Annotated in this window: 23 protein-coding genes and 5 pseudogenes; 12 read left to right on the top strand and 16 right to left on the bottom strand. The window is 68.7% G+C overall.

Annotated features, from left to right (window positions below; all coding sequences use genetic code 11):
• Positions 1-3: 3 nt before the first annotated feature.
• Complete coding sequence (locus tag AC07DS_RS00140; RefSeq protein ID WP_479141178.1) at positions 4-1,257, bottom strand: hypothetical protein; 1,254 nt, start codon at positions 1,255-1,257, stop codon at positions 4-6.
• Between the two features lie 456 nt (positions 1,258-1,713).
• Between AC07DS_RS00140 and AC07DS_RS00135 the strand changes: the two genes are divergently transcribed.
• The gene (locus tag AC07DS_RS00135; protein WP_479142109.1) at positions 1,714-2,994 is read left to right on the top strand and encodes an MFS transporter; all 1,281 of its coding nucleotides are present in this window, start codon (positions 1,714-1,716) and stop codon (positions 2,992-2,994) included.
• Positions 2,995-3,150: 156 nt separating this feature from the next.
• On the opposite strand, the gene AC07DS_RS00130 is transcribed toward AC07DS_RS00135, so the two are convergent.
• The 3 genes from AC07DS_RS00130 to AC07DS_RS00120 all read right to left on the bottom strand — a co-directional run bounded on the left by AC07DS_RS00130 (position 3,151) and on the right by AC07DS_RS00120 (position 5,731).
• Entirely contained in the window at positions 3,151-4,074 is a 924-nt protein-coding gene (locus AC07DS_RS00130; protein ID WP_479141176.1) for an RNA polymerase sigma-70 factor, read from the bottom strand.
• Positions 4,071-5,009 (bottom strand): NAD-dependent epimerase/dehydratase family protein, encoded by a 939-nt coding sequence (locus AC07DS_RS00125; RefSeq protein ID WP_479141175.1) that lies wholly within the window; start codon positions 5,007-5,009, stop codon positions 4,071-4,073. The genes AC07DS_RS00130 and AC07DS_RS00125 overlap by 4 nt, the downstream gene beginning before the upstream one ends.
• A gap of 143 nt (positions 5,010-5,152) precedes the next feature.
• Complete coding sequence (locus AC07DS_RS00120) at positions 5,153-5,731, bottom strand: TetR/AcrR family transcriptional regulator (RefSeq protein ID WP_479141174.1); 579 nt, start codon at positions 5,729-5,731, stop codon at positions 5,153-5,155.
• A 92-nt stretch (positions 5,732-5,823) separates the two neighbouring features.
• Between AC07DS_RS00120 and AC07DS_RS00115 the strand changes: the two genes are divergently transcribed.
• From AC07DS_RS00115 to galE, 3 genes are all read left to right on the top strand, one after another.
• Positions 5,824-6,270: an anthrone oxygenase family protein gene (locus AC07DS_RS00115; protein ID WP_479141172.1), complete on the top strand. Its 447-nt coding sequence runs from the start codon at positions 5,824-5,826 to the stop codon at positions 6,268-6,270.
• A 71-nt stretch (positions 6,271-6,341) separates the two neighbouring features.
• Complete coding sequence (locus AC07DS_RS00110; protein WP_479141171.1) at positions 6,342-6,800, top strand: DUF4267 domain-containing protein; 459 nt, start codon at positions 6,342-6,344, stop codon at positions 6,798-6,800.
• Positions 6,801-6,964: 164 nt separating this feature from the next.
• A complete protein-coding gene (gene galE, locus AC07DS_RS00105) occupies positions 6,965-7,960 on the top strand; it encodes a UDP-glucose 4-epimerase GalE (protein ID WP_479141170.1) in 996 nt (331 codons plus the stop codon).
• Positions 7,961-8,096: 136 nt separating this feature from the next.
• Here the strand turns inward: galE and AC07DS_RS00100 are convergent, their stop codons facing one another.
• From AC07DS_RS00100 to AC07DS_RS00090, 3 genes and pseudogenes are all read right to left on the bottom strand, one after another.
• Positions 8,097-8,891 (bottom strand): YqjF family protein, encoded by a 795-nt coding sequence (locus AC07DS_RS00100; RefSeq protein WP_479141169.1) that lies wholly within the window; start codon positions 8,889-8,891, stop codon positions 8,097-8,099.
• A 91-nt stretch (positions 8,892-8,982) separates the two neighbouring features.
• A pseudogene (locus AC07DS_RS00095) lies at positions 8,983-9,330 on the bottom strand (leucine zipper domain-containing protein); the annotation flags it as partial.
• A gap of 190 nt (positions 9,331-9,520) precedes the next feature.
• Entirely contained in the window at positions 9,521-10,972 is a 1,452-nt protein-coding gene (locus tag AC07DS_RS00090; protein ID WP_479141168.1) for an amidase, read from the bottom strand.
• Between the two features lie 342 nt (positions 10,973-11,314).
• Here AC07DS_RS00090 and AC07DS_RS00085 point away from each other — a divergent pair, with 342 nt between their 5' ends.
• Positions 11,315-12,229, top strand: coding sequence for an NADP-dependent oxidoreductase (locus AC07DS_RS00085; protein ID WP_479141167.1), 915 nt, complete (start codon positions 11,315-11,317; stop codon positions 12,227-12,229).
• 132 nt (positions 12,230-12,361) lie between these two features.
• Here the strand turns inward: AC07DS_RS00085 and AC07DS_RS00080 are convergent, their stop codons facing one another.
• On the bottom strand, positions 12,362-12,775 hold the full coding sequence (locus AC07DS_RS00080; RefSeq protein ID WP_479141166.1) for a hypothetical protein: 414 nt from the start codon (positions 12,773-12,775) through the stop codon (positions 12,362-12,364).
• A gap of 337 nt (positions 12,776-13,112) precedes the next feature.
• On the opposite strand from AC07DS_RS00080, the gene AC07DS_RS00075 reads away from it, so the two are divergent.
• From AC07DS_RS00075 to AC07DS_RS00065, 3 genes are read left to right on the top strand one after another with little or no spacing between them, the layout of a single operon-like run.
• Positions 13,113-13,988 (top strand): acyl-CoA thioester hydrolase/BAAT C-terminal domain-containing protein, encoded by an 876-nt coding sequence (locus AC07DS_RS00075; RefSeq protein WP_479141165.1) that lies wholly within the window; start codon positions 13,113-13,115, stop codon positions 13,986-13,988.
• 52 nt (positions 13,989-14,040) lie between these two features.
• Positions 14,041-14,817, top strand: a complete 777-nt coding sequence (locus AC07DS_RS00070; protein ID WP_479141164.1) for a DUF6000 family protein — start codon at positions 14,041-14,043, stop codon at positions 14,815-14,817.
• 59 nt (positions 14,818-14,876) lie between these two features.
• Complete coding sequence (locus AC07DS_RS00065; RefSeq protein ID WP_479141163.1) at positions 14,877-15,152, top strand: hypothetical protein; 276 nt, start codon at positions 14,877-14,879, stop codon at positions 15,150-15,152.
• A gap of 261 nt (positions 15,153-15,413) precedes the next feature.
• Here AC07DS_RS00065 and AC07DS_RS00060 read toward each other — a convergent pair whose 3' ends face one another.
• The 4 genes from AC07DS_RS00060 to AC07DS_RS00045 form a co-directional block, all read right to left on the bottom strand.
• Entirely contained in the window at positions 15,414-15,842 is a 429-nt protein-coding gene (locus AC07DS_RS00060) for a hypothetical protein (protein WP_479141162.1), read from the bottom strand.
• A 282-nt stretch (positions 15,843-16,124) separates the two neighbouring features.
• Positions 16,125-16,568: a PaaI family thioesterase gene (locus tag AC07DS_RS00055; RefSeq protein ID WP_479141161.1), complete on the bottom strand. Its 444-nt coding sequence runs from the start codon at positions 16,566-16,568 to the stop codon at positions 16,125-16,127.
• Between the two features lie 493 nt (positions 16,569-17,061).
• Complete coding sequence (locus AC07DS_RS00050) at positions 17,062-17,733, bottom strand: enoyl-CoA hydratase-related protein (protein ID WP_479141160.1); 672 nt, start codon at positions 17,731-17,733, stop codon at positions 17,062-17,064.
• 47 nt (positions 17,734-17,780) lie between these two features.
• On the bottom strand, positions 17,781-18,392 hold the full coding sequence (locus tag AC07DS_RS00045; protein WP_479141159.1) for a TetR/AcrR family transcriptional regulator: 612 nt from the start codon (positions 18,390-18,392) through the stop codon (positions 17,781-17,783).
• A 548-nt stretch (positions 18,393-18,940) separates the two neighbouring features.
• On the opposite strand from AC07DS_RS00045, the gene AC07DS_RS00040 reads away from it, so the two are divergent.
• Entirely contained in the window at positions 18,941-19,744 is an 804-nt protein-coding gene (locus AC07DS_RS00040; protein ID WP_479141158.1) for a DUF6461 domain-containing protein, read from the top strand.
• Between the two features lie 695 nt (positions 19,745-20,439).
• The gene (locus AC07DS_RS00035) at positions 20,440-20,874 is read left to right on the top strand and encodes a VOC family protein (RefSeq protein ID WP_331264562.1); all 435 of its coding nucleotides are present in this window, start codon (positions 20,440-20,442) and stop codon (positions 20,872-20,874) included.
• A 103-nt stretch (positions 20,875-20,977) separates the two neighbouring features.
• Here AC07DS_RS00035 and AC07DS_RS00030 read toward each other — a convergent pair.
• Together AC07DS_RS00030 and AC07DS_RS00025 are read right to left on the bottom strand one after the other, a co-directional pair.
• Positions 20,978-21,591: pseudogene (locus AC07DS_RS00030) on the bottom strand (transposase family protein); the annotation flags it as partial.
• A gap of 110 nt (positions 21,592-21,701) precedes the next feature.
• Positions 21,702-21,788 (bottom strand): annotated as a pseudogene (locus AC07DS_RS00025) (IS5/IS1182 family transposase); the annotation flags it as partial.
• Positions 21,789-22,049: 261 nt separating this feature from the next.
• Here AC07DS_RS00025 and AC07DS_RS00020 point away from each other — a divergent pair.
• Both AC07DS_RS00020 and AC07DS_RS00015 read left to right on the top strand, forming a co-directional pair.
• Positions 22,050-22,790 (top strand): class I SAM-dependent methyltransferase, encoded by a 741-nt coding sequence (locus tag AC07DS_RS00020; protein ID WP_479141157.1) that lies wholly within the window; start codon positions 22,050-22,052, stop codon positions 22,788-22,790.
• A 103-nt stretch (positions 22,791-22,893) separates the two neighbouring features.
• Positions 22,894-23,235: pseudogene (locus tag AC07DS_RS00015) on the top strand (transposase); the annotation flags it as partial.
• Between the two features lie 11 nt (positions 23,236-23,246).
• On the opposite strand, the pseudogene AC07DS_RS00010 reads toward AC07DS_RS00015, so the two are convergent.
• Both AC07DS_RS00010 and AC07DS_RS00005 read right to left on the bottom strand, forming a co-directional pair.
• Positions 23,247-24,200 (bottom strand): annotated as a pseudogene (locus AC07DS_RS00010) (IS5 family transposase).
• Positions 24,201-24,263: 63 nt separating this feature from the next.
• Positions 24,264-24,761, bottom strand: a complete 498-nt coding sequence (locus tag AC07DS_RS00005; RefSeq protein WP_479141156.1) for a hypothetical protein — start codon at positions 24,759-24,761, stop codon at positions 24,264-24,266.
• Positions 24,762-25,014 lie beyond the last annotated feature (253 nt).

Genomic DNA, 25,014 nt, shown 5'->3' with positions numbered 1-25,014 from the left:
ACCCTAAGTTGTCTCCATGTGGGGTGTTTCGACTCTCCGGCGCGGCACTTCCCCGGCGTCCGCCTCCGACGGCCGCGGCGGTCGGCTCTGTGCCCGTCGGCCCCTGCGTCTGCCCCGGGGTGAGCGCTGGGGCCACCACAGGACGTACGCGGCGGAGCCGACCGCGAAGGCGAGGCGGATGAAGCCCCGTGCCGAGTCGGAGGGAACCAGCAGGGCGCTGCCGTACAGGGAGATGAGGGCGACCCAGCTGACCCAGGGGACCAGACGGCGCTGGCCGATCGAGTCCCAGATCAGGGTGCCGAGAAGGACCGAGGCGTTGTAGTACGTGTACACGCTCGGGTCCAGGACGATCCGGGCGTCGGCGGCGAGCAGCACGACCGCCGTCCAGCGGTGCCGGCGGACGGCCAGCGCGCCGAGGGCGATCCCCAGGGCCATCTGGGCGGGGCGGTCCCACCAGGGGGTGGCGGCAGCCTGCACGCCGAACCAGCGCAGGGACGACGCCGGCTGGTTGGGAATGGCGAAGCGGGCCGCGGCCAGGGTCTCCATGTGGGTGAGATAGAAGGGCAGCCAGGCCGCGGCCACCAGACCGACCGCCCAGGCGGCGGAGCGCAGCCGCGCGGGGCGGGGCAGCGCCAGGAGGAGGGGCAGGAAGCCGACCGCCCAGGGTTTGGAGTCGACCGCCAGCGCCAGCAGGACACCGACCCAGGTCGCGTTGCCGCGGACCAGCGCCCGTACGGCCAGCGTGGTGAAGAACAGCGCCAGGACGTCGTCGAGATGTGCGAAACGCACCGAGACCTCCACCCACATCGGGATGAAGGCCGCCCCGGCGACCAGTACCCGCTGCTGGAGGCGCTTGTGGTTGAGCCCGGCGCCGCGGTAGTGGTCGGCGGCGGCACGGCCGACCAGCACCAGGATGTACAGGCCCAGGCCCGACATGAAGGCATCGGCGAGCTTCTCGCCCACCTCGATCCGGAACGGTTCGAACAGCGCGGCGACCAGGAAGCTGACCGGGCCGATCTGCAGCTCGGGATGGTTGGCGTACAGCGCGAGGCCACCGCCCGGGATCTGACGGAACAGCAGTTGCTGACCGGTTCTCAGATAGTGCCAGGACACGGCTCCATGGCGCTCGGCCACGAGGAACCAGACGGCCGTCCACAGGGTCAGCAGCGCGTTGTGCCACCGCAACGGGGAGCGCCCGATCCGGCCGATGCGCGCTCCGCCCCTGGGTACGGCTCCCGCCGTCTCCCGGTTCCGCAACTTCCGTCCTTCCCCTCCGCCCGCCTCCGGCGGGACGGCCGAGGACCCGGGCACCGTACGGCGTCACTCCTCCAGAGGGGGCCCGGACAGGGCGGGTTCCGTACGTCGCCGCTTTCTCACGGTGCCTTACCAGGCGCTTACTCGGCCCTCCCTGGCCTTCCCCGGCCTTCCCGGGGCTTTCCCCTGGCCCCTCTCGACCGTCGCCTCGGCCATTACCTCGGCCGTCCCCGGTGCCCCGTCTGCTGGGCTCGTCGGAAATCCCCGGAAATCCGGCCTCCGACGTCGGATTTCCGCGCCCCGGCGGGTACTGGCTGGCCCCGGCCGGTGGCGGTGCGGAAGGTGTCCGGAGTCAGCCAACCCCAGTGCCCAGTGCCTTCGGCGCTGCAAGGGAGTACTTCCGTGAATGCCACGACCAGGGCGACCGCGCCACAGGAACGGCGGGCCGTCACACTCGTGATGGCCTGCGTAGGCGTCTTCGTCGCCTACCTGCCGGTGACCACTGTCTCGGCGAGCCTGCCGGCCATCCAGCGGGCGCTCGACACCTCGACCTCCCAGCTGTCCTGGGTCACCGACGCGTTCGTCCTGCCCATGGCCGCCGTCATCCTGACCGCCGGCGTCTTCGGTGACGTCCATGGCCGCAAGAAGGTCTACCAGGCGGGCCTCGCCCTCAGCAGCCTGGGCGCCCTCGTTGCGCTGTGCGCCCGGTCCGTCCAGGTCGTGTGGGCGGGCCAGCTGCTGGCGGGGCTGGGGTCGGCCGCGCTGCTGCCCACCACCCTCGCTCTGATCAGCCATGCCGTCCCGGACCCGCGCGAGCGCGGCAAGTACATCGGTCTGTGGGCCACGGCTCTCACCGGGGCCCTGGCCCTGGGCCCGATCATCGCCGGCACCATCCTCGACCACTTCGCCTGGCGCTGGATCTACTTCCTCGCCATGGTCGACGAGGCCAGACTCGGCCGTACGATCTGGATCGTCCGGCTGGGCTGTACCCCGGACGCGGCGGAACAGCTCGCGACCGCTCTGGCCCGCCGCTCCGACACCGCCTACATCGACCTCATCGCCGGGGGCACCGAGGTGCTGTGCTCGATGCGGCCCCGCAGCGAGAGGGACCGCGACGAACTCCTCTTCGACCGTCTGCGACGCACTCCGCGGGTCACCTCCGTCAGCGCTCACTGCCTGCTGCACACCTTCTACGGGGGACCGCTCGGCTGGCTCGACAAGATCCAGGCGCTCGACCCCGAGCAGGTGGAAGCGCTGCGCCCGCCCCGGGCCGAACCCCGCTCCGGGATCGTCTCCCTCGACGCGGACGACGAGGCCCTGCTGGCCCTGCTCGCGCGCGACGGGCGGGCCACGTTCAGCGAACTCGGGTCCGCCACCGGTCAGTCGGAGTCGGCGGTCAGTAGACGCGTCGAACGCCTGATCTCGTCGGGGGTGCTCTACTTCGACATTCAGCACGACACCGCGCCGCTGGGCCAGGGCGTCGGTGCGATGCTGTGGCTCACGGTGGCGCCCGCGGCTCTCGGCGAGGTCGGACGGGCGCTCGCAGAGCATCGTGAGGTCCGCTTCGCCGCGGCCGTCACCGGGCAGGCCAACGTCGTCGCTTCCGTCCTCAGCTCCGACACCGGTGAGCTGTACCGGTACCTGAGCGAGAAGATCGGCGCGCTCGCCGGAGTGCAGACCGTCGAGACGGTGCTGAGCCTGCGTGAGATCAAGCAGCTCACCTACGAGCCGACCCGCTGAGGCGACAGACCGAGGTCCGACCCCGACGCGACGTCTGGCGGTCGAGGCGGTGCGGGAACTCATGACCTCGCGCCGAGGCACAGGCGGGACTCGCCGTCACCCGGCCGGGACTCGCCGTCACCGGGCCGGGCGTCGGCGAGTCCGTCGACATCTGCGTCAGTCCGCGGACCGGCGGGCCCGGTTCGCCTCGCGGGCGATCGCCCAGGCGTCCGCCACCGGACCCATGTGCGCGAGCTTGTCGGGGTTGACCACGGACCGGATGGTCTGGATCTGGCCGTCGAGGACGTCCAGCGTCCAGGTGTTGAGGATCTTGCCGTCCGCGTCGCGGAAGATCGCACCCGGCTGGCCGTTCACCTCGTGCGGTTCGAAGGTCACGCCGATCCGGATGAGCGCGGTCACGAACGAGGTGAGCAGCCGGGCCACGTTCTCGGCGCCGAAGATGCCCCGGCCCCACTGCGGTGCCTTGCCGCCGCTGTCGCCGACCATCGCCACGTCGGCGGAGAGCAGCTCCCGCAGCGCGTCGACGTCCCCTTCGCGGAAGGCCTCGAAGAACCGCTCGGCGAGTTCCTCGCGCTCGTGGCGGTCGGCTTCGAAGCGGGGCCGGCCCGCGTCCATGTGCCGCCGGGCCCGCACCGCGAGCTGGCGGCACGCCGCCTCCGACCTGCCCACCGCCGAGGCGATCTCCGGGAAGCCGAAGGCGAACACCTCCCGCAGGACGAACACCGCGCGTTCCAGCGGGCTGAGCCGTTCGAGCAGCAGCAGGGCCGCCATCGACAGCGAGTCGGACAGTTCCGCCGAGCGCTCCGGGTCCTGGTAGGGGTCGGTGAGCAGAGGTTCGGGGAACCAGGGACCGACGTACTCCTCGCGCCGGACCCGGGCCGAGCGCAGCACGTCGATCGAGATCCGGCTCACCACGGCGGAGAGATAGGCCTTGGCCGACGTGGGTTGCACGGGGGAGGACTCGTAGCGCAGCCAGGTCTCCTGGACGGCGTCCTCGGCCTCGCTCACGCTGCCCAGGATCCGGTAGGCGATCGAGAACAGCAGCGGCCGCAGTTGTTCGAATTCCTCGACCCGGGTCACGCGAGTCCCTCCTTGAATCCCTGTCGCCACGACGGATAGCGCAGCTGCCAGCCGAGTTCGCGCTTGGCCTTGGCGTTGGAGAAGCCGCGCCCCTCGGTCATCATCGTCACCACCACCTGCCCGGCCAGCAGCCGGGCCAGCCACTTGGGGACCCGCATCGGCCGCTTGGCTCCCGCGCACTCCGCCAGATAGGGCAGCCACGCGCTCTCCGGGGCAGGTTCGTCGTCGACGATGTTGAACACCCCCTTCACCCGCTGCTCCACGGCCAGAACGGTGGCGCTCGCCGCGTCGTCGAGATGCACCCACGACGCGTACCCGGTGCCGTCACCGACCAGTGGGAACTGCCGCTTGCGCACGAGCACGAGCTGGTCGTCGGTGGCGCCCGGCCCGTAGAACCCGCCGTATCGCAGCACCGCGCCGCCGAACCTGCCGACCGCGTCCTCGACATGACGGACCGCCGCCATCGCCGGGTACGCGGGCGTTCCCTCGTGCATGTCCAGCGGGTCCTCCTCGGACTTCACCCAGCCGCCCTCGCGGATGCCGTTCCAGTTGGCGTAGCCCTGTGCGACGAAGTGCGGCACCCCGGTCGCCTCGGCCGCGGCCAGCAGGTGATCCGTCCCCTCGGTGCGCAGCCGGATGGTGGGGACGGCCCACCGGTCGAAGTGCTTGAGGTCGGGCTTTCCGGCGTGGGCGAGACTGATCCCGGTCATCTGGTGCACGATCACGTCCGGCTGAGCCTTGGCCACCGCTTCACCGACCGAGTCCGCGTTCAGCCCGTCCATCACGGCGCCTTCCGCGCCGAGCTGTTCGATCAGGCCCAGCTTGGCCCTGTTCGTCGTCGTGGCCGTCACCTGATGCCCCCGCGCGACCAGTTGTGGCACCAGCCGCTGTCCCAGAACCCCGGACCCGCCCGCCACGAACACCCGCATGACCATCACCTTCCATATGCCGGAGCCTGTCTCCGAGAGCTGAGACGAGACAGCCCGGCAGGCTGTGACATGGGTGACGCCGTGCGGCAGAACAGCCGGGACGCCCGTGATGCCGACGGAACCGGCGCGGCGACCTCGAACACCGTGTGTCAGAGCACGGCGAGTCGGTCCACCAGGAGTTGCACCCTCTGCTCGGCGTACTCCGGCGGCAGCCGTCCCGCCCGGGCCAGGGTCGCGATGCCGTGCAAGCACGCCCAGAACACCTCGGTGAACAACCCCGGGTCGACGCCTTCCCCGGCGACCTCGCCGAGGCTCTCCATCAGCGCGGCGAAGGCGTCTTTCAGCGGCTCCGGGGTGTCCTCCTGCGCGTACACCAGGCCGCCGTCGAGCTGGAACAAGGCGTCATAGACCGCCGAGTTGCGCGCGGCGAAGTCGAGATAGGCGCGCGCGAGGGCGACGACCCGGGCGCGCGGGCCGTCCGCGGCGGAGGTCGCGGCCCGCACCGCCGCGGCCATCTCGGCGGCTCCCTCCAGGGCGACGGCGCCGATGATCTCCCGCTTGCCGCGGAAGTGGCTGTAGAGGACGGGCTGGCTGTACTCGATGCGCTCCGCCAGCCGGCGCGTGGTGACCGCGTCCCAGCCCTGCTGCTCGGCGAGTTCACGGGCCGTGGCCACGATGAGGCGCTCGCGGACCGCCCGTTCGCGTGCCTTGCGTTCATGTACCGACATAGCTCGAATCCTAGCATCGCTAGACATGCAAGCGGCAGTAGTACTAGCGTTGCCCATAACAGCTAGCGGCGCTAGATCCTGGGAGGGGCAACATGCTCAGCGCACTCGAGGTCATCACCACCGTGGTCGTCGGCCTGATGGTGGGAGTGGAGTTCTCCGTCGCCTTCGTGATGAACCCGATCTTCAACGCACTCCCCGAGGACAGCAACCAGCTGGCCCACTCCCACGGGGGCCGGATGCTCGGCGCCGTGATGCCGTTCTGGTACATCGGCTCACTCGTCCTCGCGGGCATCTGGGCCGTCGCCGGATGGCACCACCACGGCACCGGCCTCGTCGTCACCGCCGCCGCGCTGCTGATCGTCAGCGTGATCATGTCGATCCTGCTGCTCGTCCCGATCAACAACCGGAACAAGAACTGGACCCCCGACAACCGGCCCGACGACTGGAAGGAGCAGATGAACCGCTGGGACCGCTACCACTACGTCCGCGTCGCCGTCATCATCGCCGCCTTCGTCCTGCTGGTCGCCGCCCTCGTCTGATCAGTCCCCACTCGACTCAGCAAGCTCCAGGAAGCTCACCGAGCCGGCGAAGACTCGAAAGGAGAAGAGCAATGTCGCTGAAGAAGATCAACACCGTTCTGGCCGCCGCCTTCATACTCTTCCTCCTCTGGTTCGGCAGGGAGTTCATCCTGAGTCCGGAGACGACGGCACCGGGCTTCGGCCTGCCGAGCCGGCCGTCCGGCGACGGCGGCGGCTTCCTGATCGTCAAGGGAATCCGCGACGTCGTCCTGGCCCTGGTCCTGGGCATCCTGCTGGTGACGGGCCACCGCCGGGCGCTGGGCTGGGCGCTGCTGGTGGAGGCCCTCGCCGCGTACGGTGACATGGCCACCGTGCTGGGCCACCACGGCTCCGTGGCCACCGCGCTGGGCGTCCACGGCCTGACCGCGACCCTGATGGTGGTCAACGGCCTGCTGACAATGCACGAGACCCGCAAGGCCGCGGCCGTTCCGGCAACGCCCGCCCCGCAGCCCCCTGACGCCACCTTGGCGCGTGTCGGTATGCGCCTGTGAGCGCCCACCGGGAAAGGTGCTGTTTCCCTGCCTCGTAGCAGGCGCCGTCGGTGTGAGCCGGTCCTGACCAGGGCAGTCGACCTGTCGCCCCCTCCACCGGGTTCCTCGGCTAGCCTTGCCGCCGGTCGCCAACTGGGGCTGCAATGAGGCCGGGAGAGAACATCGTGTTGAAGATCCTAATCGCCGGGGGAGCCGGTTACATCGGCAGCACGGTCGCCTCGGCCTGCCTGGACGCAGGCATCACCCCCGTGATCCTCGACAGCCTGGTTCGGGGCCGCCGTGAGTTCACCGAGGGCCGGACCTTCTACGAGGGCGACATCGCGGACGGGGCGCTGGTCGACCGGATCTTCTCGGAGCACCCGGAGATCTCCGCTGTGGTGCACTGCGCGGCGCTGATTGTGGTACCCGAGTCCGTCGCTGACCCGATCGGCTATTACGAGGCGAACGTGGCAAAGAGCCTGGCCTTCGTCAGTCACCTGCACCGCAACGGCTGTGACCGCATCATCTTCAGCAGTTCAGCCTCTATCTATCAGGCCGAGGACGGATCGCCCGTCGACGAGGACTCGCCGCTGGCGCCGCAGAGCCCCTACGCGCGGACCAAGGCCGTGTGCGAGGAGATGTTCGCCGACATCGCCGTGGCGGGACCTCGCGTGTTGTCTCTGCGCTACTTCAACCCGGTCGGGGCCGACCCTCAGCTGCGTACCGGGCTCCAGCTCAAGCGGCCCAGTCATGCCCTGGGTGTGCTCATCCAGGCACACGAGGAAGGCCGTCCGTTCCCAGTGACGGGGACGGACTACCCGACACGCGATGGCTCGGGCATCCGGGACTACGTGCACGTCTGGGATCTCGCCGCGGCCCACATCGCGGCGATCGAGCGTTTTGACTCCATCCTGGTGGGGCCGAAGCGCTCGATCGCGATCAACCTGGGTACCGGCTCGGGAACCACCGTGCGGGAGCTGTGCGCCGCGTTCAACGACGTAGTCAGCACGCCCCTGGTAGCCATCGACACCGATCGGCGGCCCGGTGACGTCGCCGGCAGCTACACGAAGAGCGACCGGGCGGCCGAGCTGCTGGGGTGGACGCCGAAGCTGTCCCTGGAGGACGGCATCCGGTCCGCCCTGGACTGGATGCCGGTGCGCGACGAACTGTTGAAGGACTGAGGGCTGACACAGAGGGCGTGCGGTGGCGGTTGGGCTGCTGCTTCTCCGGTGAACGGTCCGGTGGGGCGGCTCTGGGGCGACCGCCCCGGCTGCCACACCCCCCCTGCACGGCCGCCCCGCCACATGAGGTGAGGACTCAGGTGGCGGGGCGGTGGGCTCGGGGGGTGGGTGAGGCGGCCGGCACGCGGGGCGGGCGTGTGAACCGGACGGGGACCCCTGGGGAGTAGAGCACGCTTGTGGGTGCTCCTATGGGGGCGGGCAAGCCTGCGTTGGTGACGAGGGTCTGGTCGCAGTGCAGTAGTTCGGCGCGGTGGAGTGGCCAGCGAGGGTGAGCGTTGGGGAGGTACGAGAGGCGGCCGAGGAAGGTGCTGTGCATGCCCCAGCGGGCGGTGAGGAAGTGCTCGAGTTCGGTCGGTTCCTCGACCCGTTCGCTGACCCGTATCGCAAGGCTGCTGCGCGAGTTGCGAGGGCCGGGCCAGCGCCGGCTGCTGGTGTAGGTGATGGTCGTTCCCTGCTGGTGGATCCTCATCCGCGACCAGACGTAGGGCAGGCGGACGACGCTTCGTCCGATGGCGACGGGGATCAGGCGAGAAGCGTCCAGCGAGCGGAAGACGACGCCGCGTCGTCCGTGGGTGTCTACGGAGTACAGGCGCACGTTGGTCTCGGGGAAGGTGCCGAGGTAGGGGATGCCGGGGAGGCGGAACCATCCGACGCGGTGCATCCGGAAGGCGACGAGTCCGACGTAGGTGATGCCGTGCAGCGTGTCCGGACGGGTGCCGACCGGCAAGAGCGGGGCGACGTCTGCCGGGTCGGCGGGCCAGTGGAGGAAGGCGAGGTCGAGCCAGGACTGGGTGAGGAGAGGGCGGTCCGCGGTATGAGGCGGGTCGACGGTTATCGGTTCGGGTTCCACGCTGAGCGATGGCTGCGGCATCGGGCCAGTATCCCGAATCGCCCTGCCCAACAGCCCGCGACTGCGCCCCATTCTGGCGGGTCGCGGTTGTTCGTTTCTCACTGTTCGGCTTCAGAGATCCGGGTGTGCGAGCGACGGCCGAGACGATCGTCTGCGGCTTGCGATTCGATTCACCGTCGGGGTCGATGAACCGGTGGCGGTTCAGGCCAGGCTTCTCGAGCATCCGGGACACGATCTTCTCGACGACTTCCGGTGGCGCGGTGGTCGGCGGATGGCGAGGTGCTGAGGACCGGTCAAGCAAGCCGACCTCGCCGTGTCTGCGCCATCGATTGACCCACATCGATGCGCATGCCCGGGAGCTTCCCATGTCTTCGGCGACGTGCGCGATCGGCCGTGTACGACATCGTTCGACCAGACGTCGGCGGCCTTCGACGGACAGTGGTGCGTTGCAGTGGAGCACGCATGTGGCTTTCTGGAACGGCTCTGGCGCGACGTTGAGACGCCGCGCCAGAGGAGACGGTCGGTGGTGCAGGCGAAATGGGTGCCGCCGTCGACGGGGAGCACTGTCCTGGTGATGCATCCGTTGCGCTGCAGATGCCGGCCGCGACGGCCGCCGTACCGCGTCCTCGACGGGTACCCGGTACGAAGCGTTACTTCGGTGCCTGGAAGCCGCCGATCTGTTGTTCGAGCAGGTCGGCCAGCCTCAGTGTGGTGCGGTCCTCGAACATTGGACCGATGAGCTGCACTCCCACCGGCAGGCCCTCGGAGGGCCGGCCCGCGGGTATCGCGGTGGCGGGCAGGCCGGGCATGGTGGCCAGGCCGGCCCAGACGAGCTGGTCCAAGTACGGGTACTCGACGCCGTCGATGTCGATCCGGCGCTCCAACAGATCGGGGTTGTGGTCGTGCGGGAACGCGGGAGTCGGCGTGATCGGGCACACCACGGCGTCGAACTCGGCGAAGAGCTGCCGCCAGCCGTGACGGTGGAGCTCGCGATGGTTGTTCGCCCGGGTCCAGTCGCGGTGGCTGAACACCATCCCGCGCAGCCGCGCCGCGTCGAGACTCTGGTCGTCCGCGCTCAGTCCGGCTGCGCGGGTACGCAGCTGCTCGTACGCGTCGACGGGAAGACGCGCAGCGGAGCCCGAGAACAGCAACTGCGTGTAGAGCGTCGCGGCTTCGGCCAAGTCGGGCAGCAACGGACTGTGCCGTTCGACGTGGGCGCCGCCGTCGACAAGTGCGTCGGCCACCCGGTTCACGCCGGCCCGCACAGCGGACCCGGTCGGAATGAACGGATGCTCGTCGAGGACCAGGACCCGGAAGTCGCTCAGCCGCTGGTGGCGTGCGGGCGGCAGGGCCAAGTCGTGCGCCACGCCGAGCGTCAGCGGGTCCGGCCCGGCCATGACGTCGAGCAGGAGCGTGAGGTCGCGGGCGGTGCGCGCCATCGGGCCGACCACGGCGAGGTCGAGGTCGACCGGCAATGCCGGCATGGTCGGCGGGACCATACCGCGGTTCGCCACCAGCCCGAGTGTCGGCTTGTGCGCGTAGACACCGCAGAAATGCGCGGGGGTACGCAGCGAACCGCCGATGTCGGAGCCGATGGACAACGCGCCGAATCCAGCCGCCAGAGCCGCCGCTGACCCGCCGGATGATCCGCCCGGCGTACGATCGTGATCCCACGGGTTGTTGGTGGTGCCGTAGATCTCGTTGAAGCTCTGCACATCTTGCAGACCCAATGGCACATTGGTCTTGCCGAGCACTACCGCGCCGGCAGCTTTGAGCCGCGACACCTGCACCGCATCCTCGGCCGGCACAAAGTCCCGGTACTGCGGCACGCCCCAGGTCGTCGGCAGCCCGGCCATGTTGTAAGACTCCTTGACCGTCACCGGAATACCCAGAAGCGGCCGGTCCTCGCCCCGGTCGAATGCCTGGTCGGCATGACGCGCAGCCGCCCGGGCGCGATCGAAGTCAGACACACAGATCGCGTTGATCACTCCCTCATCCCGCTCGATCCCAGCGATCGCCGCCTCAGTCAATTCCACCGAGGACACCTCACCAGCGCGCAATGAGGCCGCCAACTCTCCGGCCGACCGAAAATTCCAATCCATGAATCCGACGCTAACGGACCGTCACAGAGGCCATAAAATTCCGCTTCCCGCAACGGAAAAGTCCGCGAAGACTCGCCTGGCGGGGGTCACGGCGTAGTGCCAGTCCACCCTCAGCGTCGCGATGGCACCACAGCCGCCGCTGCCAGTGGGACGATCCGGGGTGGCGAGAGCCGTCAACAACGTCCGGACCTGCAACAATCAGCGGCCTGGGCTCGACACCAATGCGGCTGGGACCACAAGCGAACTCTGCTGGGGATCCCGAGATCGACACCGGTGCCTGCTGTGGGTTTCCGGCCCGCACCTCCCGGTCGGCCGGACCGAGTGAGAGGACGAGGATCTGCTGTGAAGGCGTGCGGAGTATCCGGGGCCGAAAAGGAAGTCGCCCTGCTGGAGTTGCCCGAACCGTCACCTCCCGGCCCCGGTCAGATCCTGGTGGCGGTTGAGGCGGCCGGGGTCGGCCCGTGGGACGAACTGCTGAACGGCGCCGGCTGGGACGTGGGACTGCGCCCCCCGGCGGCGCTGGGAGTGGAGGGCGCGGGCAAGGTGCTGGCCGTCGGCGCGGGTGTCACCGGGTTTGCCGTAGGCGACCGGGTTCTCGCACACGAGGCCCCGCTGCCGGGGGGAAGCGGCTTCTGGGCCGAACGCGTTCTGATCAACGCGGATCACACGGCAGCCTGCCCACCCGGGCTGGACGCCGTGCACGCGGCGGCGTTGCCGGTCAACGGACTCACCGCGTTGCAGGCCCTGGAGAAGCTGGACCTCGGCCGAGGACAGCGGCTCCTGATCACCAACGGAGGAGGGGCCACCGGAGCCCTGGCCATCCAACTCGCCGCGGCCAAAGGCATCGAGGTGACCGCGACCGCGTCTGCTGCCGCCGCGGAGCGCCTGCTCGGTCTGGGAGCGTGGGAGGTCGTCGACTACCACGCCCCGAACTGGCCGGCCAAGGTACGCGGCGGGTTCGACGCCGCCCTCACCATCGCCACCGGCACGGCGGACGCCGCGCTGCCTTTGGTCCGGGACGGCGGCCGACTGTGCTCCCTGACCTCGGACGCGCCTCCGGAGGAACGAGGCATCACGAGTTGGGACCTCTACCTCGAGCCCAACGCCACGCAACTTGTCCAGCTGGCGGGGCAGGCCGCCGCGGGAACCTTGAAACTCGCACCGGAACCCATGCCGCTGAGCGAGGGACCGGCTGCGTTCGCCCGGGTGGTTACCGGACGGGCCGGCGGTAAGAAGATCGTGCTCACCCGAGCATGACTCGACCGGGAATGGTGTTCGAAGGTCTCCTCCCGACGACCGTCGCCGTTGCTTGTCGCGGTGGGCTGTCCGAGCTCGGAGGGTGTGGCGGGTCGGGTGACGATCCGGACCGAGCCCACCGTGATGCCGACCTCATGCCGAAACTCGGCTTGGGTAGTTGCCCGAAGATTCGTTGCGCAGCCTCCAGATCTCTTTCCACTGCCGGGCGTGGTGGGCCGCCAACAGCGGGTCGCGCGCGTCGGTCCGCTGCACCGCGAGGCTGACCCCGCATCTGCTGCACAGCAGGTGGATCCAGTGGGTGCCGTCGTGCCAGACGCTGGTGTTGTCCCGGTCTCCGCATACTCGGCACGTCAGCGCAGAAGCTTCCTCGGGCGGGACTGATGAACGGAGCACCCGCTCGACCACCACGGGCAGCGGCTCGTCGGGATGGGTTGTCGGCTCGGGACAGTATGCGATGTTTCCCCACCCCCGCTGCCGGCCTCGCCACGCGGCGGTGGCGGCGTCGACGATGCGGCCGTCGTCCAGGACCACCGGGGTGTACAGCATCCGCACCAGCTGTGCGAAGCGCTGTGCGGTGTTCGGCGTTCAGCTCCAGGGCGGTGGCGAACTCATCGCCACCGAGGCGGCCGGCGGATGCGCGCGGCCCCGCCCAGTCGGCGAGCCGGGTGGCGGTCGCGGTGATTGACGGCGTCGCCGGCCGGGTGGCCCATCGTGTCGTTCACGGTCTTGAAGTGGTTTTCCCGGACTGACTCAGGTGGCGTGCGGGGCGTCATGATGGAGACCTCCATGTGAGTGGAGACGGGGTGTGACGTTGCTTTGGTAGGTGGATCGCACCCCGCGTCTGGGCAGGGGCTTTTGAGAGTTGTGACGACAGGGGGAGCACGTGGACATAACTGAGCGCGAGCTGGCCGATCCTTGGGAAGGCGTTCTGACCGCCCCAGCTCGCGGCAGTGACGTCGGCGTTCTGGTCCTGGCAGGCTCCAGCGGGCGCATCGAACGTGAGCGAGCGCGCATCCTTGCTCAGCAAGGCTTCACAGCCTTGGCGATCCGCTGGTTCGGGGGGCCCGGGCAGTCCCCAGGAATCTGCGAGGTTCCCCTGGAGACCTTCACCGCCGCCGTCGACTTCCTCCGACTGGGTGGAGCGCAAGGCATCGGAATCCTCGGCACCTCCAAGGGCGCTGAAGCCGCCTTGCTCACGGCGGTGCACGACCCGCGCGTAGATGTGGCCATTGCGCTGTCGCCCACCTCGCGGGTCTGGTGCAACGTCGGCCCAGGCCGCGACGGAGCGCACCACCCGTATCGCTCGTCCTGGACCTGGCAGGAGCGGCCCCTGCCTTTTGTCCCGATGGACGATTCCTGGACGCCCACGGAGCCGGACAGCGGCCCCGTCGCCATCCGCGGATGGTACGAACTGAGCGAGCGGACCTTTGCTCACTCGCTTCCGCCGGCGGAGATCCCCGTGGAAGCGGCCAGAGCCGATCTGCTCCTGGTCGCAGGCGGCGACGACGCGATGTGGCCGTCACTTCCCTTCGCCGAGCAGCTAGCTCAGCGTCGGCGCTCGGCCGGGGCGACCGTGCGTCTGATCGCCCGCGACGACGCCGGCCACCGACCACGCCTTCCTGGCGAGAGCCCGGCATCGGCGTCTCCGCATTTCAAGTACGGGGGCACACCTGAAGCTGACGTACTCCTGGGCAAGGCTGCGTGGCCCCACATCCTCGACGTGCTCGGAGGTGAAGGCGCACTGGTTCCTGCTGGTTGATCGCGATCCAGGCTGAAGGACAGATCTGTATCGTCGCTCAAGAGATCCCCACTTGATTCCTGATCTGCGGAATCCCGCGATCGGCGATCCGGGTGGTGCTCCGGTTCCGGATGCGATCCATGGCTGTGAGCTTGTTGCGGGCGGCTTCGAGGCTGATCCGGAGACCTTCTTCTTCGCCCAGCCAGCCGTTGAGCGTGGCTTCTGCGATGCCCTCGCTCCCTCAGCCGGGTCGGTTGAGGACCTGGTTCGACGATTCGTCACGCCCGGCCGGCGGTACCTTCGGCTGGGTGGAAGCTCACTGCGGTTGAGCGGGCCTGAGCGCGACCTGTTCGTGAGGGAGTTGGTTCAGGCTGCCGTGGAGATCACTCCCACTGAACTCGGCATCCTTTTCGAGGGTGGATGGCGCGAGCGCAGGACGGCCTCCTGGCTGGTTGCCGTGGCCGGCAGGACCGGGTTCCGCAGCCGCATCGGCGAACTCCTACTGGCCAGCGGAGGTCCCTACCGCGGGTCTCTCTGCATCGCTCTTGCCACCTTCGGTACCAGCGCGGACGCCGATCTGGTCTGCAGATACCTTGATCGCTACTTGCCTCAACGCGACCTCCGCTGGGATCAGACCGGGGTTCTCAGCACGCTGCTTCACCTCGATGCCGTCCTTGGCACTGAGCGAGCAGCTCCATACCTTGCCGCCGGTGGCTTGTGGCAGCAGTGGGCCGATGCCACGCCGAATACGGTGCGGGATCCGCAGGAGTACCGGCAGGTCGTTGAGCAGCTCTGTTCCTTCGCCGGCGAGTGCGCTGAACTCTTTGCCGGAATGGACACCGGGCGCTGATCCCTCCGGTCCGAGCGCTGGACGCCGACTGCTTCGGACCTCTCGGTAGAGTCTGGGCGATGACGGAAAACCAGGGCCGCCGGCCAAAGTTCGACCAGGATGGTGGCATCGAGGACGTGACACTCCTCATCCTGGAATGGCTGGGTGAGCAGGGCGTAAACGCCATGATCAGGGTGGACGCCGAGCGGGTGGCCGACAACGCGTCGGCGTGGACGTTCGCCGCCAGTGGGGGTCCCCTGGAGCATGGCATGCGTGCTGACGGGAGGACCGTGCAGCAATGCATGTCCACAGCCCTGTCCCAGCTGCGTGAGGCTGGGCTGTCGGTTCCGTTCTGATCTTCGCCTTCGCTTGCCAGTTGTGCCAGAAGGCGGCCCTAGCGGCGGGCCACTCCATCTGCCGGCCGGGCCGCAGCCCGCGCGCTCCCCAGCTGTCCGGCTCCTTGCCGGGGATCTCAAGTCCGGCCGTGTGCACGGCGAGTGCGGCGTCGTACACCTAGTCCCGCCGTAGGACCGGCCCGGGACCAAGCTCCAGGGCTGTTCGGCCGGCAGGGGCGTCATGTTCTTTCGGCAGGCGACCCTGCTGGTGGCGGCGGTCGCTCAGTCCGCCCGCGGCCCGGGCGGCCGAACCCACGTCGCGAACCGCTGACCAGGGGCTGCGTCGTCCCGCCAGTACCGCAGAACGGATTCCTGCACGACTTCGACCCGTTCCGCGGAGATGAGACAGGAGACGGGTTCCAGCCCGCCCGCGTCCGCCTCGAACGCGACGAGAACGGGAGGTTCTTCACCGATCTGACGAGTGACTCGCGCGAACTCCTCGTCCGTCGGCGCGCGGAACACCGGGTCGTGGAACTGCGCCGGGCAGCTGACGAGCATCGGATCGCCGAAGACCAGCTCCAAGTCATGGTGATAGGCGAGGTCATGCCCGGACGCCAACCGAAGCTCAGCAGCGTTCCAGGCGATGACGTCCCAGTCCCACCACGCCCCCTCAGGAAGGTGGATACCGAGGTATTGGCGTTCTGCGTCCATGCTCGGCCCCCGGTTCGAACAGACTGCCAGGCTACACACGCGAGGCAGGGCAGCGAACTTGACTCCATACGCGCCTGCGGTGTCTCGTGCGCGCGGCGCAGGGCCGCGGTCGGGAAGTCGGCGACGCCGCTGAAGACATGCACGCCGCACCGGACCGGGTTGGTGCCAGCGGCTCGGGCAGCGCGCTGTCATCGTCCACGCGCTGCCCCCGTAGCCTCGGCCGCCGACGGTCGAGGCGGCACGTGACCTTCATGGCAGGTGAGGCCGACCTCGGCGAGCGACCTAAAGGATCATGCAGGTGGTGGTGGCGTGGGCGATCAGTTTGCCCTGGTCGTCGAGCACCTTTCCTTCGGCGGTCGCGGTGCGGCGGCCGGCGTGGATGACGATGCCCTCGGCGGTGAGGGTCTGGCCGTCGGTGCGGGCGGCGCGGATGTAGTTGACCTTGAGTTCGAGGGTGGTGTAGCCGGTGCCGGCGGGGAGGGTGGTGTGGACGGCGCAGCCCATGGCGGAGTCGAGGAGGGTGGCGGCGATGCCGCCGTGGACGGTGCCGAGGGGGTTGGCGAAGTCGGGGCGGGTGTCGAGGGAGATGACGATGCGGCCGTGGGCAACCTCGTCGAAGCGCATGCCGAGCAGGCGGCCGATGGAGGGGATGCCAGTAGGGCGTTCGGTCTGCACCCAGCGCATCAGTTCCAGGCCGGTCATGGCGGTGGGGTCGATGGTGGTCACGCGTCGGTCTCCTTGCATGGTGCCGCCGCCTCGAGGGCGGGGTGTTCATCAGGCGGGGCGGGGCGGGGCTGGATGCGGGCGGGAACGTGCCTGTGCCAGGGGGTTCCGGCGATGGGGTCGCGCCAGGTGAGGTCAGTGAGGGTGTTCAGAGCGACGCCGGTGCGTACGGTGCCGCCGTCCTGGGGGGCAGGTCGAGGCCGAAGCCGTTGGGCAGGGCCGCGTGCCCCGGCTACAGGCGGTCGTCGCTCTCCGCCACCGCCTCAGCGGGGCATCGCGACATGGTGATCTGGGCGAGGGCGCCGTCGGACAGGCCCAGCGGCCTCGGCGTCGTGCGGGCTGACGGGCAGGGCGCACTGTTGGTCGCGCTTGCGCCAGGTGTTGTCGCGGAAGATGGTGTGTGCGGTGAACGCCCTGATGCGGTGGGCAACTGGGGCAGCCCGCCCCCGGGGAAAGGCGCCCGGGGCGCGGCTTGGTGCGGTCGGTGAGGTGCTGGTCAGCCGAGCGGGTTGGTGGTGTCGCGCAGGGTGGCCAGGGCCGGTGCGTACATGCGGGCCTTGATGGTGCCGAGGGTGTCACCGGCCTTGTTCACCTGTGCCTGGGCGATCTCGATCGCGGTGGAGCGCACGGCTTCCTCGGTGACAGCCTGGTCGACGATGCCGGTGGCCGCGGCGTCGGCGCCGCCGTAGCGGCGGGCGGTGAGCATCGCCTCGTGCGCGGTCTGCGGCGCCAGCCGGGAGAGGATGAGGGTGGCCATGCCAGGGGTGAAGGGGATGTTGATGTCCGCTTCGGGCAGGCACCAGTAGCCGCGGTCGGCGCGCATGACGCGGAAGTCGTGAGCGAGGGAGAACATCGCGCCGGCGGCGAAGGTGTGGCCCTGCAGCGCGGCCACCGTGATGATCGGCAGCGACAGCATCCGCGCGAACAGCTCATGGACGGTGACGACGTAGTCGTGGTACTGGTCGGCGTGGGCGGTCAGCCAGTCCAGATCGAGCCCGTTGGAGTAGAACTTGCCGGTGGCGGCGGTGACCAGGGCGCGAGGGCCGTCCGCCTTCTCCACCTCGTCGAGCGCGGCGCCGACGGCGGTGAGCCAGTCGGGGTGGAAGCGGTTCTCACCGTCTCCCAGGTCGAGGACGAAGACGTTGTCCTGACGGTCGAGCGAGGGCATGGCGACTCCTTCGAGCTATGCAGGTGATGCGGCTGGGCGGCTGCGGACTACGGCCGGGGACCGGATTCGGCACCGGGGCGGTCGCGCAGGGCGTAGAGGAGCAGGTCGTGGATCTCGGCGGCGACTGCCTCGATCGGGGCGGTGCTCTGTTCGGCCCGGCACATGATCACCGCGCCTTCCACCGCGGCGATCATGAAGGCACCGAGCCGGCGGCTGCGTTCCTCGGTCAGGCCGTGCCGGACGAAGAGGGCCGCGAGGGCCTCCTGCCAGCGGGCGAAGATGGCGGCGGCCGAGCGGGCAAGCTGGGGCGCATCGTCGTTGGTTTCCACGGCCACCGCCACGATCGGGCAGCCGGCCCGGAAGCCGCTCTCCACGAGCCGGTCACGCCACAGCAGGAAAAACGCGTCGACGGCCGCCACCGGATCATCCGCCTGCATGGCGGCGTCGATCAGCCCCGAGAGGAAGTCCCCCGCCAGTGCCAACGCCTCCTCGATGAGCTGCGCCCGCCCGCCGGGGAAGTGGTGATACACCGAGCCCCGAGGAGCTCCGCTGTGGGCGAGCACCCGGTCGATGCTGGTCGCGCTCGCGCCGTATTCACGCAGGAGAGCTGCGGTACTGAGGATCATCCGCTCACGGCTTTCACTCCTGCGCGGGCTCATCTGCTCACCACCTTCCCCACGGCCGTACGGCCCACCAAACGGTCTACCTGTCAGTAACTTAAGGTGTATGCCATAGAACATGCAAGAGGAGCTGTGGGCGGTCGTCGAATCCGTACCGACGGCGCCGCTCGGCCGAAAGGCACGCCAGCTGTGGCGGTGCCCCTGGGCACGCTCGGCTCAGCACGCTGCCGGTCAGGTGCGGGCCGGAGTGGACTTGCCCGCGCCGGTGCGCCGATCAGCACGATCAGCCCGTTCTCGGGCAGGTCCTGGTACGGCATCGAGGTCATGTGTCAGTCGTCACCTTGCGGGTGAGGGGAGCGGGCAGCCCAGGTAAGGCGCTGCCCGGCATTGTCGGTGGTCGGTGCGGAGGCCTCGTGCAGGGGACAGGAGGCGGCGCCGTCGCGGGCGGGCTCGATCTGCTCAGAGGCGCGTGAGCGCTGGTTTGAGCGGTGTCCACCGGGTGCAACCGACACGAGCGGGTACGAGCTGTGGCAGTACCGAATCGGCTTCACGGGCCCGTGTCAGTGGTGGCAGGCAGACTGTGCTGCATGACTTCGGTAACCGCACATGACTACGCCTGGATACGTTCGTCCTCGTGGTTCCGCTACGCGCTCGATACCGGATACACCCTGGCCCTGGTGCGGGGCGTCACGCCGGCGGACGTGCATCGGGTGATGGCGGCGGAGCCGCAGGGCACGTGTACAGGGGTGGACGCCTTCATCGATCGGCAGAACGAACTACTTGATGAGACGGACTACTGGGAAGAGGCCTTCATCTCGGGTGCGTTCACCGTGCCGGGCACCGACGAAGACTGGACGCTGGTCCTGCACTTCGACAGCGGCGTAGGAATGCAGCCACGTTTTCTGGAGGCCCTGTCGGCAGGCGGGCGCGCAGTGACGCACTCCAGCAACGGGGGCAAACCCATCCACCTCTTCCATTGGTACGAGGACGGAGAGCTTCGGACCACCTTCGAGTCGGCGACGGTAAGGGACGGCAGCACCCCTGACGCCCTGAACACGGTGATGCGTGAGGTTGGTTTCGCCCTCTCCGAGGAAGAGACCGCATCTGAGACGCACGTCGACACCAAGGCTGCGGTCTTCGCCCTTGCTGAGCGGCTGACCGGTGTGCGGGTGACGGAGGAACTCGTTCGGGATGCCGAGTACCAGCTCGGTCTTGTGCCGGAAGAGCCCGCCGAGGAGTGGACCGGCATCGTCATCGACATCACCGACGCCAATGGGGAGCGCCTGTACAAGGAATTCACCCGTGAGGAGGTCGATGCTGCCGTGGAGCGCGCCCGCGCCAAAGCCAATGCGCCGACTATCTTCCTCGGGCCTGCGTCCCCCGCTCCCTGAACCCTTGCATGGGCGGGGCTGTCTTCGCCGCACGAGTGACAACGGCGGAGTGGCCGGGGGCGCGCCCGTTGCACAGGACCGTCCCATCGGCGAGCCGAGCGGACGGCCGCCTGCGCCTTCCACATCGACCGCACTCGGTGTGCTGGGTCTTGCCTTGGCAAGTGCCGTACAACTGGGTGCCCCCGCGCCGGAAAGCGATCCGCATCAGCCGCCCGCACTCGGCGCGGGGCGCCTTCGCGTGGGCGTAGCAGCCGCTGCAGGCCTTGTCTCCCAGCCGCGGGTGGGGTGCGTGCATGACCACTGTGGCCGGGTGGCACACAACCTGCAGCGCAGGATCGCGACCGGGCCGTCGTTGTCACCGGGGCTCAGGTTCAGGCCCATGTCGCGTAACTGGCGCCGGGTGACCAAGCCTTCGGGGACAACAGCACTGCAGTCGGACTCGGAAGTCAGTGGTTTCGAAGAATCTGAAGGCTGCCTAAGGGCTGTCCCAAAACCGATCTTGGCATGAAGGTGGTTGGTCAGGACTGGATCCTGGGGACCACTGGGGTGCTCCGCCGCCACGGTCGCGTCGTTCTCGTGGACTGTCCGGTTTAATCCCTTGGTGTCCAAGGCGGCCCAGGACGCGACGGATGACGGGCGGATCCGCCTGAGGAAATGAGCGGCAGGGTCCCCCAGATACGCGGTACGGTGCGCTGATGTCAGCGATCAAGAAGTTCCAAGTCACCTTTGACTGCGCAGAACCCGAGCGCCTCGCTCGCTTCTGGTGCGAGGTGTTGGGGTACGTCACACCGCCGCCACCGGAGGGGTTCACCACCTGGGACGATTTCAACCGCACCCTGCCCCCTGAGAAGCAGGGTTCATGGTTCGCCTGCAGTGATCCCTCAGGTGTGGGCCCGCGCCTTTACTTCCAGCGCGTCCCCGAAGGCAAGATCGTCAAGAACCGGGTGCATCTCGACGTCCGGGTTGGCACCGGGCTCGTGGGGGACGAGCGCCTCGCCACGCTCGAAGCCGAGTGCGCACGACTGGTCGCGCTCGGCGCCACCCACGTGCAAACGCTGTATGCCGATGAGGAAAACGAGTCGTGCATCCCAATGTTGGACATCGAGGGCAACGAATTCTGTATCGACTGAGGATTCTTCGAGCCGGGGAGGCAGGGAGCCGCCTCCCATGGGCCTCTCTGGTCGTGTATGGGGCGGGAGTTACCCTGTGAGGGCGAGGTTGTGCAGCCGGGCGATGCTCCTCTTTCCAAGCCGGCGGTTCGGTCTGGCCGCGTTCACGGCGGTGCGTGATGAGCAGGCCGGTGCCCCGATAGCCGCCGTCCGCGATGACTTGGCCCGGCCGACGGCGGCCTTCGCACCGGAAAGTTCCCACGCCTTGCAGTCGTTGCGGTTGCCCGTGCCCGGTCGGCCGACGGCGACGACGAGCCGGGTATCGGCGTCGATGACGACCTGGTGGTTGGTCGAGTACCAGTAGTTCTTCGACTGCTCGGCAACCGTATGATCCCGCGTGGGCACTAGGGTGCCGTCGACGATCAGCACGGTGTCCTTACGGAACCGCTGACGGGGCTGAGGCGCAAGCGACGGTCCGATGTGGCCGATGATGCGGCTGGCGGCCGACTTCGACACCCCGAACAGCGGGGCGAGCTGCCGCAGCGTCAAGTTCGTACGCCAGTAAGCCGCTACGAGCAGGATCCGGTCCTCCAGAGTCAGGCTCCGCGGTCGACCCTTGCGCACCAGGTCCGTACTTTCGCTCCGTATTGCAGTGACCAACTTGCCGAACTGCCGCGGGTTCAGCCCGCTGAACAGGGCGATCCAGGATGGTCCCGACGACGTGATCAGACCGGGCATGGCGAGATCACGACACCAGGATCAGCCGTTACGGGACAGCTCTCAAAGGGTGTTGCACAAAGCTGCGTTCGGGCACGCCAGACCTTGTGAACGCGGGTGTCTGCTCCCGACGCCAAGGCGTGGTTGTGCATGTGGGCGACGGCCTGGACCGCGTGGTGGAGGCCCTCGCCGCGCTGCCGACAGCCGCGGAGGACCTTGTGACGACTCCATGGCGACAGCCTATGAAGCGGAAGGCGGGGCGTGTCCCGAACGGGAGCGCGGTTGTCTCACAGGAGCCGCGCGACCGCTGCCCTGATTACCCGCCGAACCCTGACGTGGGGAACAGATGCAGTTGGAGGAGATCGCGGCTAGGGCTCGTCCGGCGGATCATGGGCCGAGCCAGGGCCGGACCAAGGCGAGGGCCGACCAGTGCCCTAATCGTGTTGACCGCCCCGGGCAGGCAGTGCTGGAGTCGGCACGTGGACAGCATCCCCGCCAACCGGCGGTTCTGGAACCAGATCAGCAGCGCCTACCAGCACGAGCACGACCCGCAGATCGGCGCCACACCCCGGCTGTGGGGCATGTACTCCATCCCCGACGCGCACCTGCACGCCCTGGGCGATGTCACCGGCAAGCGCGTCCTCGAACTCGGCTGCGGCGCCGGCCAGTGGTCCAGGGCGCTGGCCGCCGAGGGCGCCACTGTGGTCGGGCTCGACCTGTCCGAAGCCCAACTCGCCGCAGCAGCCCGCGCGATGGGAGCGGCCCGCTACCCGCTGGTGCAAGGCGCCGCCGAACAACTCCCCTTCGCTGCCGAGTGCTTCGACCTGGTGTTCTGCGACTTCGGTGGGCTCAGCTGGGCACCCCCGCACCTGGCCGTCCCGCAGGCCGCACGCGTCTTGGGCCGAGGCGGGCGCCTGGTGTTCAACGTCGCCAGCCCATGGTTCGAAGCTTGCTACGACGAAGCCGCCGGCCGCGTGACCACGACACTGCAGCAGGACTACTTCGGGCTGAACACCATCGCCGAAGACGACGGCGCGACCAGCTATCAGCTCACCTACGGCGACTGGGTCAAGGTCCTGCGCGGCGCGGGTCTCATCATCGACGACCTCATCGAGCCGCGGCCCGAACTCGGAACACCCAACGGCTACAACGAAACCGACCCACCCGACTGGGCACACCGCTGGCCGGCGGAACTGCTCTGGGTGACCCACAAACCGTAAGTTCCGCCGCGCCGAGACGTGAAGGCATCCCCTCGCCGGGCGGGCCTAGTAGGGCTTTGTTCGGTGCCTTGTCGGGTCGGTGGCCTGGTGCTTCCCTGCGGGTATGAGGGCGGATGAACTCTCTGCGTGTCGTGGCCGGTTGGAGGAGTTCGCCGGGGAGGTGTTCACGCCGCTGGTGCGTACGGACCAGCGGGTGAAGGGTGGGCTGTATCTGCGTGGCCTGCTGCTGGACGGGCCTCGGAAGTCGATGCAGCCGATGGCTGGACGCCTCGGCGTGGATCACTAGCAGCTGCAGCAGTTCATGACGACCTCGACCTGGCCGGTGGGAGAGGTCCGGGCACGGCTGGCCCGCCGGGCAGTGGCCGTGGTGCGTCCACAGGTCTGGGTGATGGACGACACCGGCTTCCCCAAAGACGGCGTGTCCTCGCCGGGGGTGGCCCGGAGAGGAATCCAGCATTAGGCCGTTTCTGATGGCTCTTGGACGATGTCTCGGAGCCAGATGGTGATCGCTGCGACGGCCAGGGTGCCGTTGAAGATGTAGTCGCGCTTGTCGTACCGGCTGGCCACTGCCTGGTACTGCTTCCACTTGCTGACGCACCGTTCGACGGCGCTGCGGCGGTACTGGGCCTTGTCGAAGGCTGGCGGACGTCCTCCGGCCCGGCCCTTGCGCCTGCGCTTGGCCTGCTGGTCATCGGGCTGGGCGATGGTCGCCTTGATCCCCCGTCGTCGCAGGTAAGCGCGGTTGTCGCGGCTGGAGTACGCCTTATCACCGCGGACGCGATCAGGACGGCTGCGCGGTCGGCCTGGTCCGCGCCGCCGGATGTGCAAGCCCTCCAGCACGGGGACGAACATGGGGCTGTCGCCCCGTTGCCCCGGCGAGGTCTGCCAGGTCGGGGGGCGGGCCCGGTCGTCGGACAGCAGGTGGATTTTGCTGGTCAGTCCGCCCCGCGAGCGCCCCAGTGCCTCCCGCCCATCGGCTTCCACACGTGCACCGCCCCCTTTTGGGGGAAGTCGCGCGGCGGCCGACGGCGGGCACCGGCCGCGTGCTGATGTGCCCGGCAGGAGGTGGAGTCGATGTTCACCGCCCATTCCCGCCGGCGCTGCGCGGCCTCCGCCCCTACCGTCTTGGCCAGTGCCCCGTCGGGATCGGCGGCCTCGGCCTCGATCTGTAACTCGGCCAGGATCTGCCGCCATGTTCCGTCCGCCGACCAGCGGCGATGCCGTTCGTAGACGGTCTGCCAGGAGCCATACCGCTCAGGCAGGTCCGGCCAGGGCACCCCGGTTCGGGCCCGGAACAGCACCCCGTTGATCACCTGTCGGTGATCGGCCCACTGCCCGCCGGGCTTGCCAGGGCAGCAACGACTCGATCCTCTGCCACTGCGCGTCCGTGAGCTCATGTCGCCGCACCATGAGACGCGCCTGCCCAGCCCAAGCACTGATCCACCCACCCCGGCAAGAGCCATCAGAAACGGCCTAGGGCACCCAGAGCCACTTGGTGTAGTTGCCGTCGATCTGGTAGCAGCTGAGGTAGGTGTCACCGGAGGCGTAGTGTCCGATGTATCCGGGGACGGTACCGAGGGTAGTGGGCTTGTTCGCCTTGGGGATCGTGCTCATCCCCAGGTAGTAGGTCTTGTAGTTGTTGCAGCTCGTCGTGTCGACGTCCTTGGGGGAGTCGCCTTTTTCACTCTTGGGGACGGCCAGGCAGATGTCCGTGTCGTGGAGGCTCCCGTAGACCTCGTGCACCTGGCCCTGGACGACGCCCCACCACTGATTGTCGTCGTTCCGGTTGCACTTCACCATCGTGACGGCGTACGTGTAGCCGGAGCGGACGCCCCGCATGCACTTGCCCGTGGCCACGTTCTTGAGCTGGTACGCGGGGGCGTTGGCGGACGCAGGCGTGGTTCCCAGCACGATCTGGGTCGCCGCGGCAATGCCGGCGACCGCGAGCAGAGCGGTCGTTTTGCGCTTCATTCCGTTCCTCCATGTATTCGTGATGCTATGTCAGGCCCGCGATCCTCGGTTGACTGCGGCGCCCTGGCGGATGACATCCATCCTTGGGGCACGGTCCCGGGACGGGTGCCGCACGGCGACGGAATGGGCGAAACTTGCCTTCATGGCGCGCGCATCGACGGATTCCGTACTGAGCCTCATGGATCAGCGGCTGGTGGCCGCGCTGCAGTGCGACGGCCGCCTCACCGCGGAGCGGGCGGCCCACGTGCTGGGG

This window comes from Streptomyces sp. NPDC044064 (assembly GCF_056434245.1).
This window is presented reverse-complemented; position numbering and strand designations above follow the sequence as displayed.

Bases quoted from the DNA above. Each gene is read 5' to 3' on its own strand.
- AC07DS_RS00135 (WP_479142109.1), top strand. From the start codon at position 1,714: ATGGCCTGCGTAGGCGTCTTCGTCGCCTACCTGCCGGTGACCACTGTC.
- AC07DS_RS00125 (WP_479141175.1), bottom strand. From the start codon at position 5,009: ATGGTCATGCGGGTGTTCGTGGCGGGCGGGTCCGGGGTTCTGGGACAG.
- AC07DS_RS00120 (WP_479141174.1), bottom strand. From the start codon at position 5,731: ATGTCGGTACATGAACGCAAGGCACGCGAACGGGCGGTCCGCGAGCGC.
- AC07DS_RS00115 (WP_479141172.1), top strand. From the start codon at position 5,824: ATGCTCAGCGCACTCGAGGTCATCACCACCGTGGTCGTCGGCCTGATG.
- AC07DS_RS00110 (WP_479141171.1), top strand. From the start codon at position 6,342: ATGTCGCTGAAGAAGATCAACACCGTTCTGGCCGCCGCCTTCATACTC.
- AC07DS_RS00100 (WP_479141169.1), bottom strand. From the start codon at position 8,891: ATGCCGCAGCCATCGCTCAGCGTGGAACCCGAACCGATAACCGTCGAC.
- AC07DS_RS00090 (WP_479141168.1), bottom strand. From the start codon at position 10,972: ATGGATTGGAATTTTCGGTCGGCCGGAGAGTTGGCGGCCTCATTGCGC.
- AC07DS_RS00080 (WP_479141166.1), bottom strand. From the start codon at position 12,775: ATGCTGTACACCCCGGTGGTCCTGGACGACGGCCGCATCGTCGACGCC.
- AC07DS_RS00065 (WP_479141163.1), top strand. From the start codon at position 14,877: ATGACGGAAAACCAGGGCCGCCGGCCAAAGTTCGACCAGGATGGTGGC.
- AC07DS_RS00060 (WP_479141162.1), bottom strand. From the start codon at position 15,842: ATGGACGCAGAACGCCAATACCTCGGTATCCACCTTCCTGAGGGGGCG.
- AC07DS_RS00050 (WP_479141160.1), bottom strand. From the start codon at position 17,733: ATGCCCTCGCTCGACCGTCAGGACAACGTCTTCGTCCTCGACCTGGGA.
- AC07DS_RS00045 (WP_479141159.1), bottom strand. From the start codon at position 18,392: ATGAGCCCGCGCAGGAGTGAAAGCCGTGAGCGGATGATCCTCAGTACC.
- AC07DS_RS00040 (WP_479141158.1), top strand. From the start codon at position 18,941: ATGACTTCGGTAACCGCACATGACTACGCCTGGATACGTTCGTCCTCG.
- AC07DS_RS00035 (WP_331264562.1), top strand. From the start codon at position 20,440: ATGTCAGCGATCAAGAAGTTCCAAGTCACCTTTGACTGCGCAGAACCC.
- AC07DS_RS00005 (WP_479141156.1), bottom strand. From the start codon at position 24,761: ATGAAGCGCAAAACGACCGCTCTGCTCGCGGTCGCCGGCATTGCCGCG.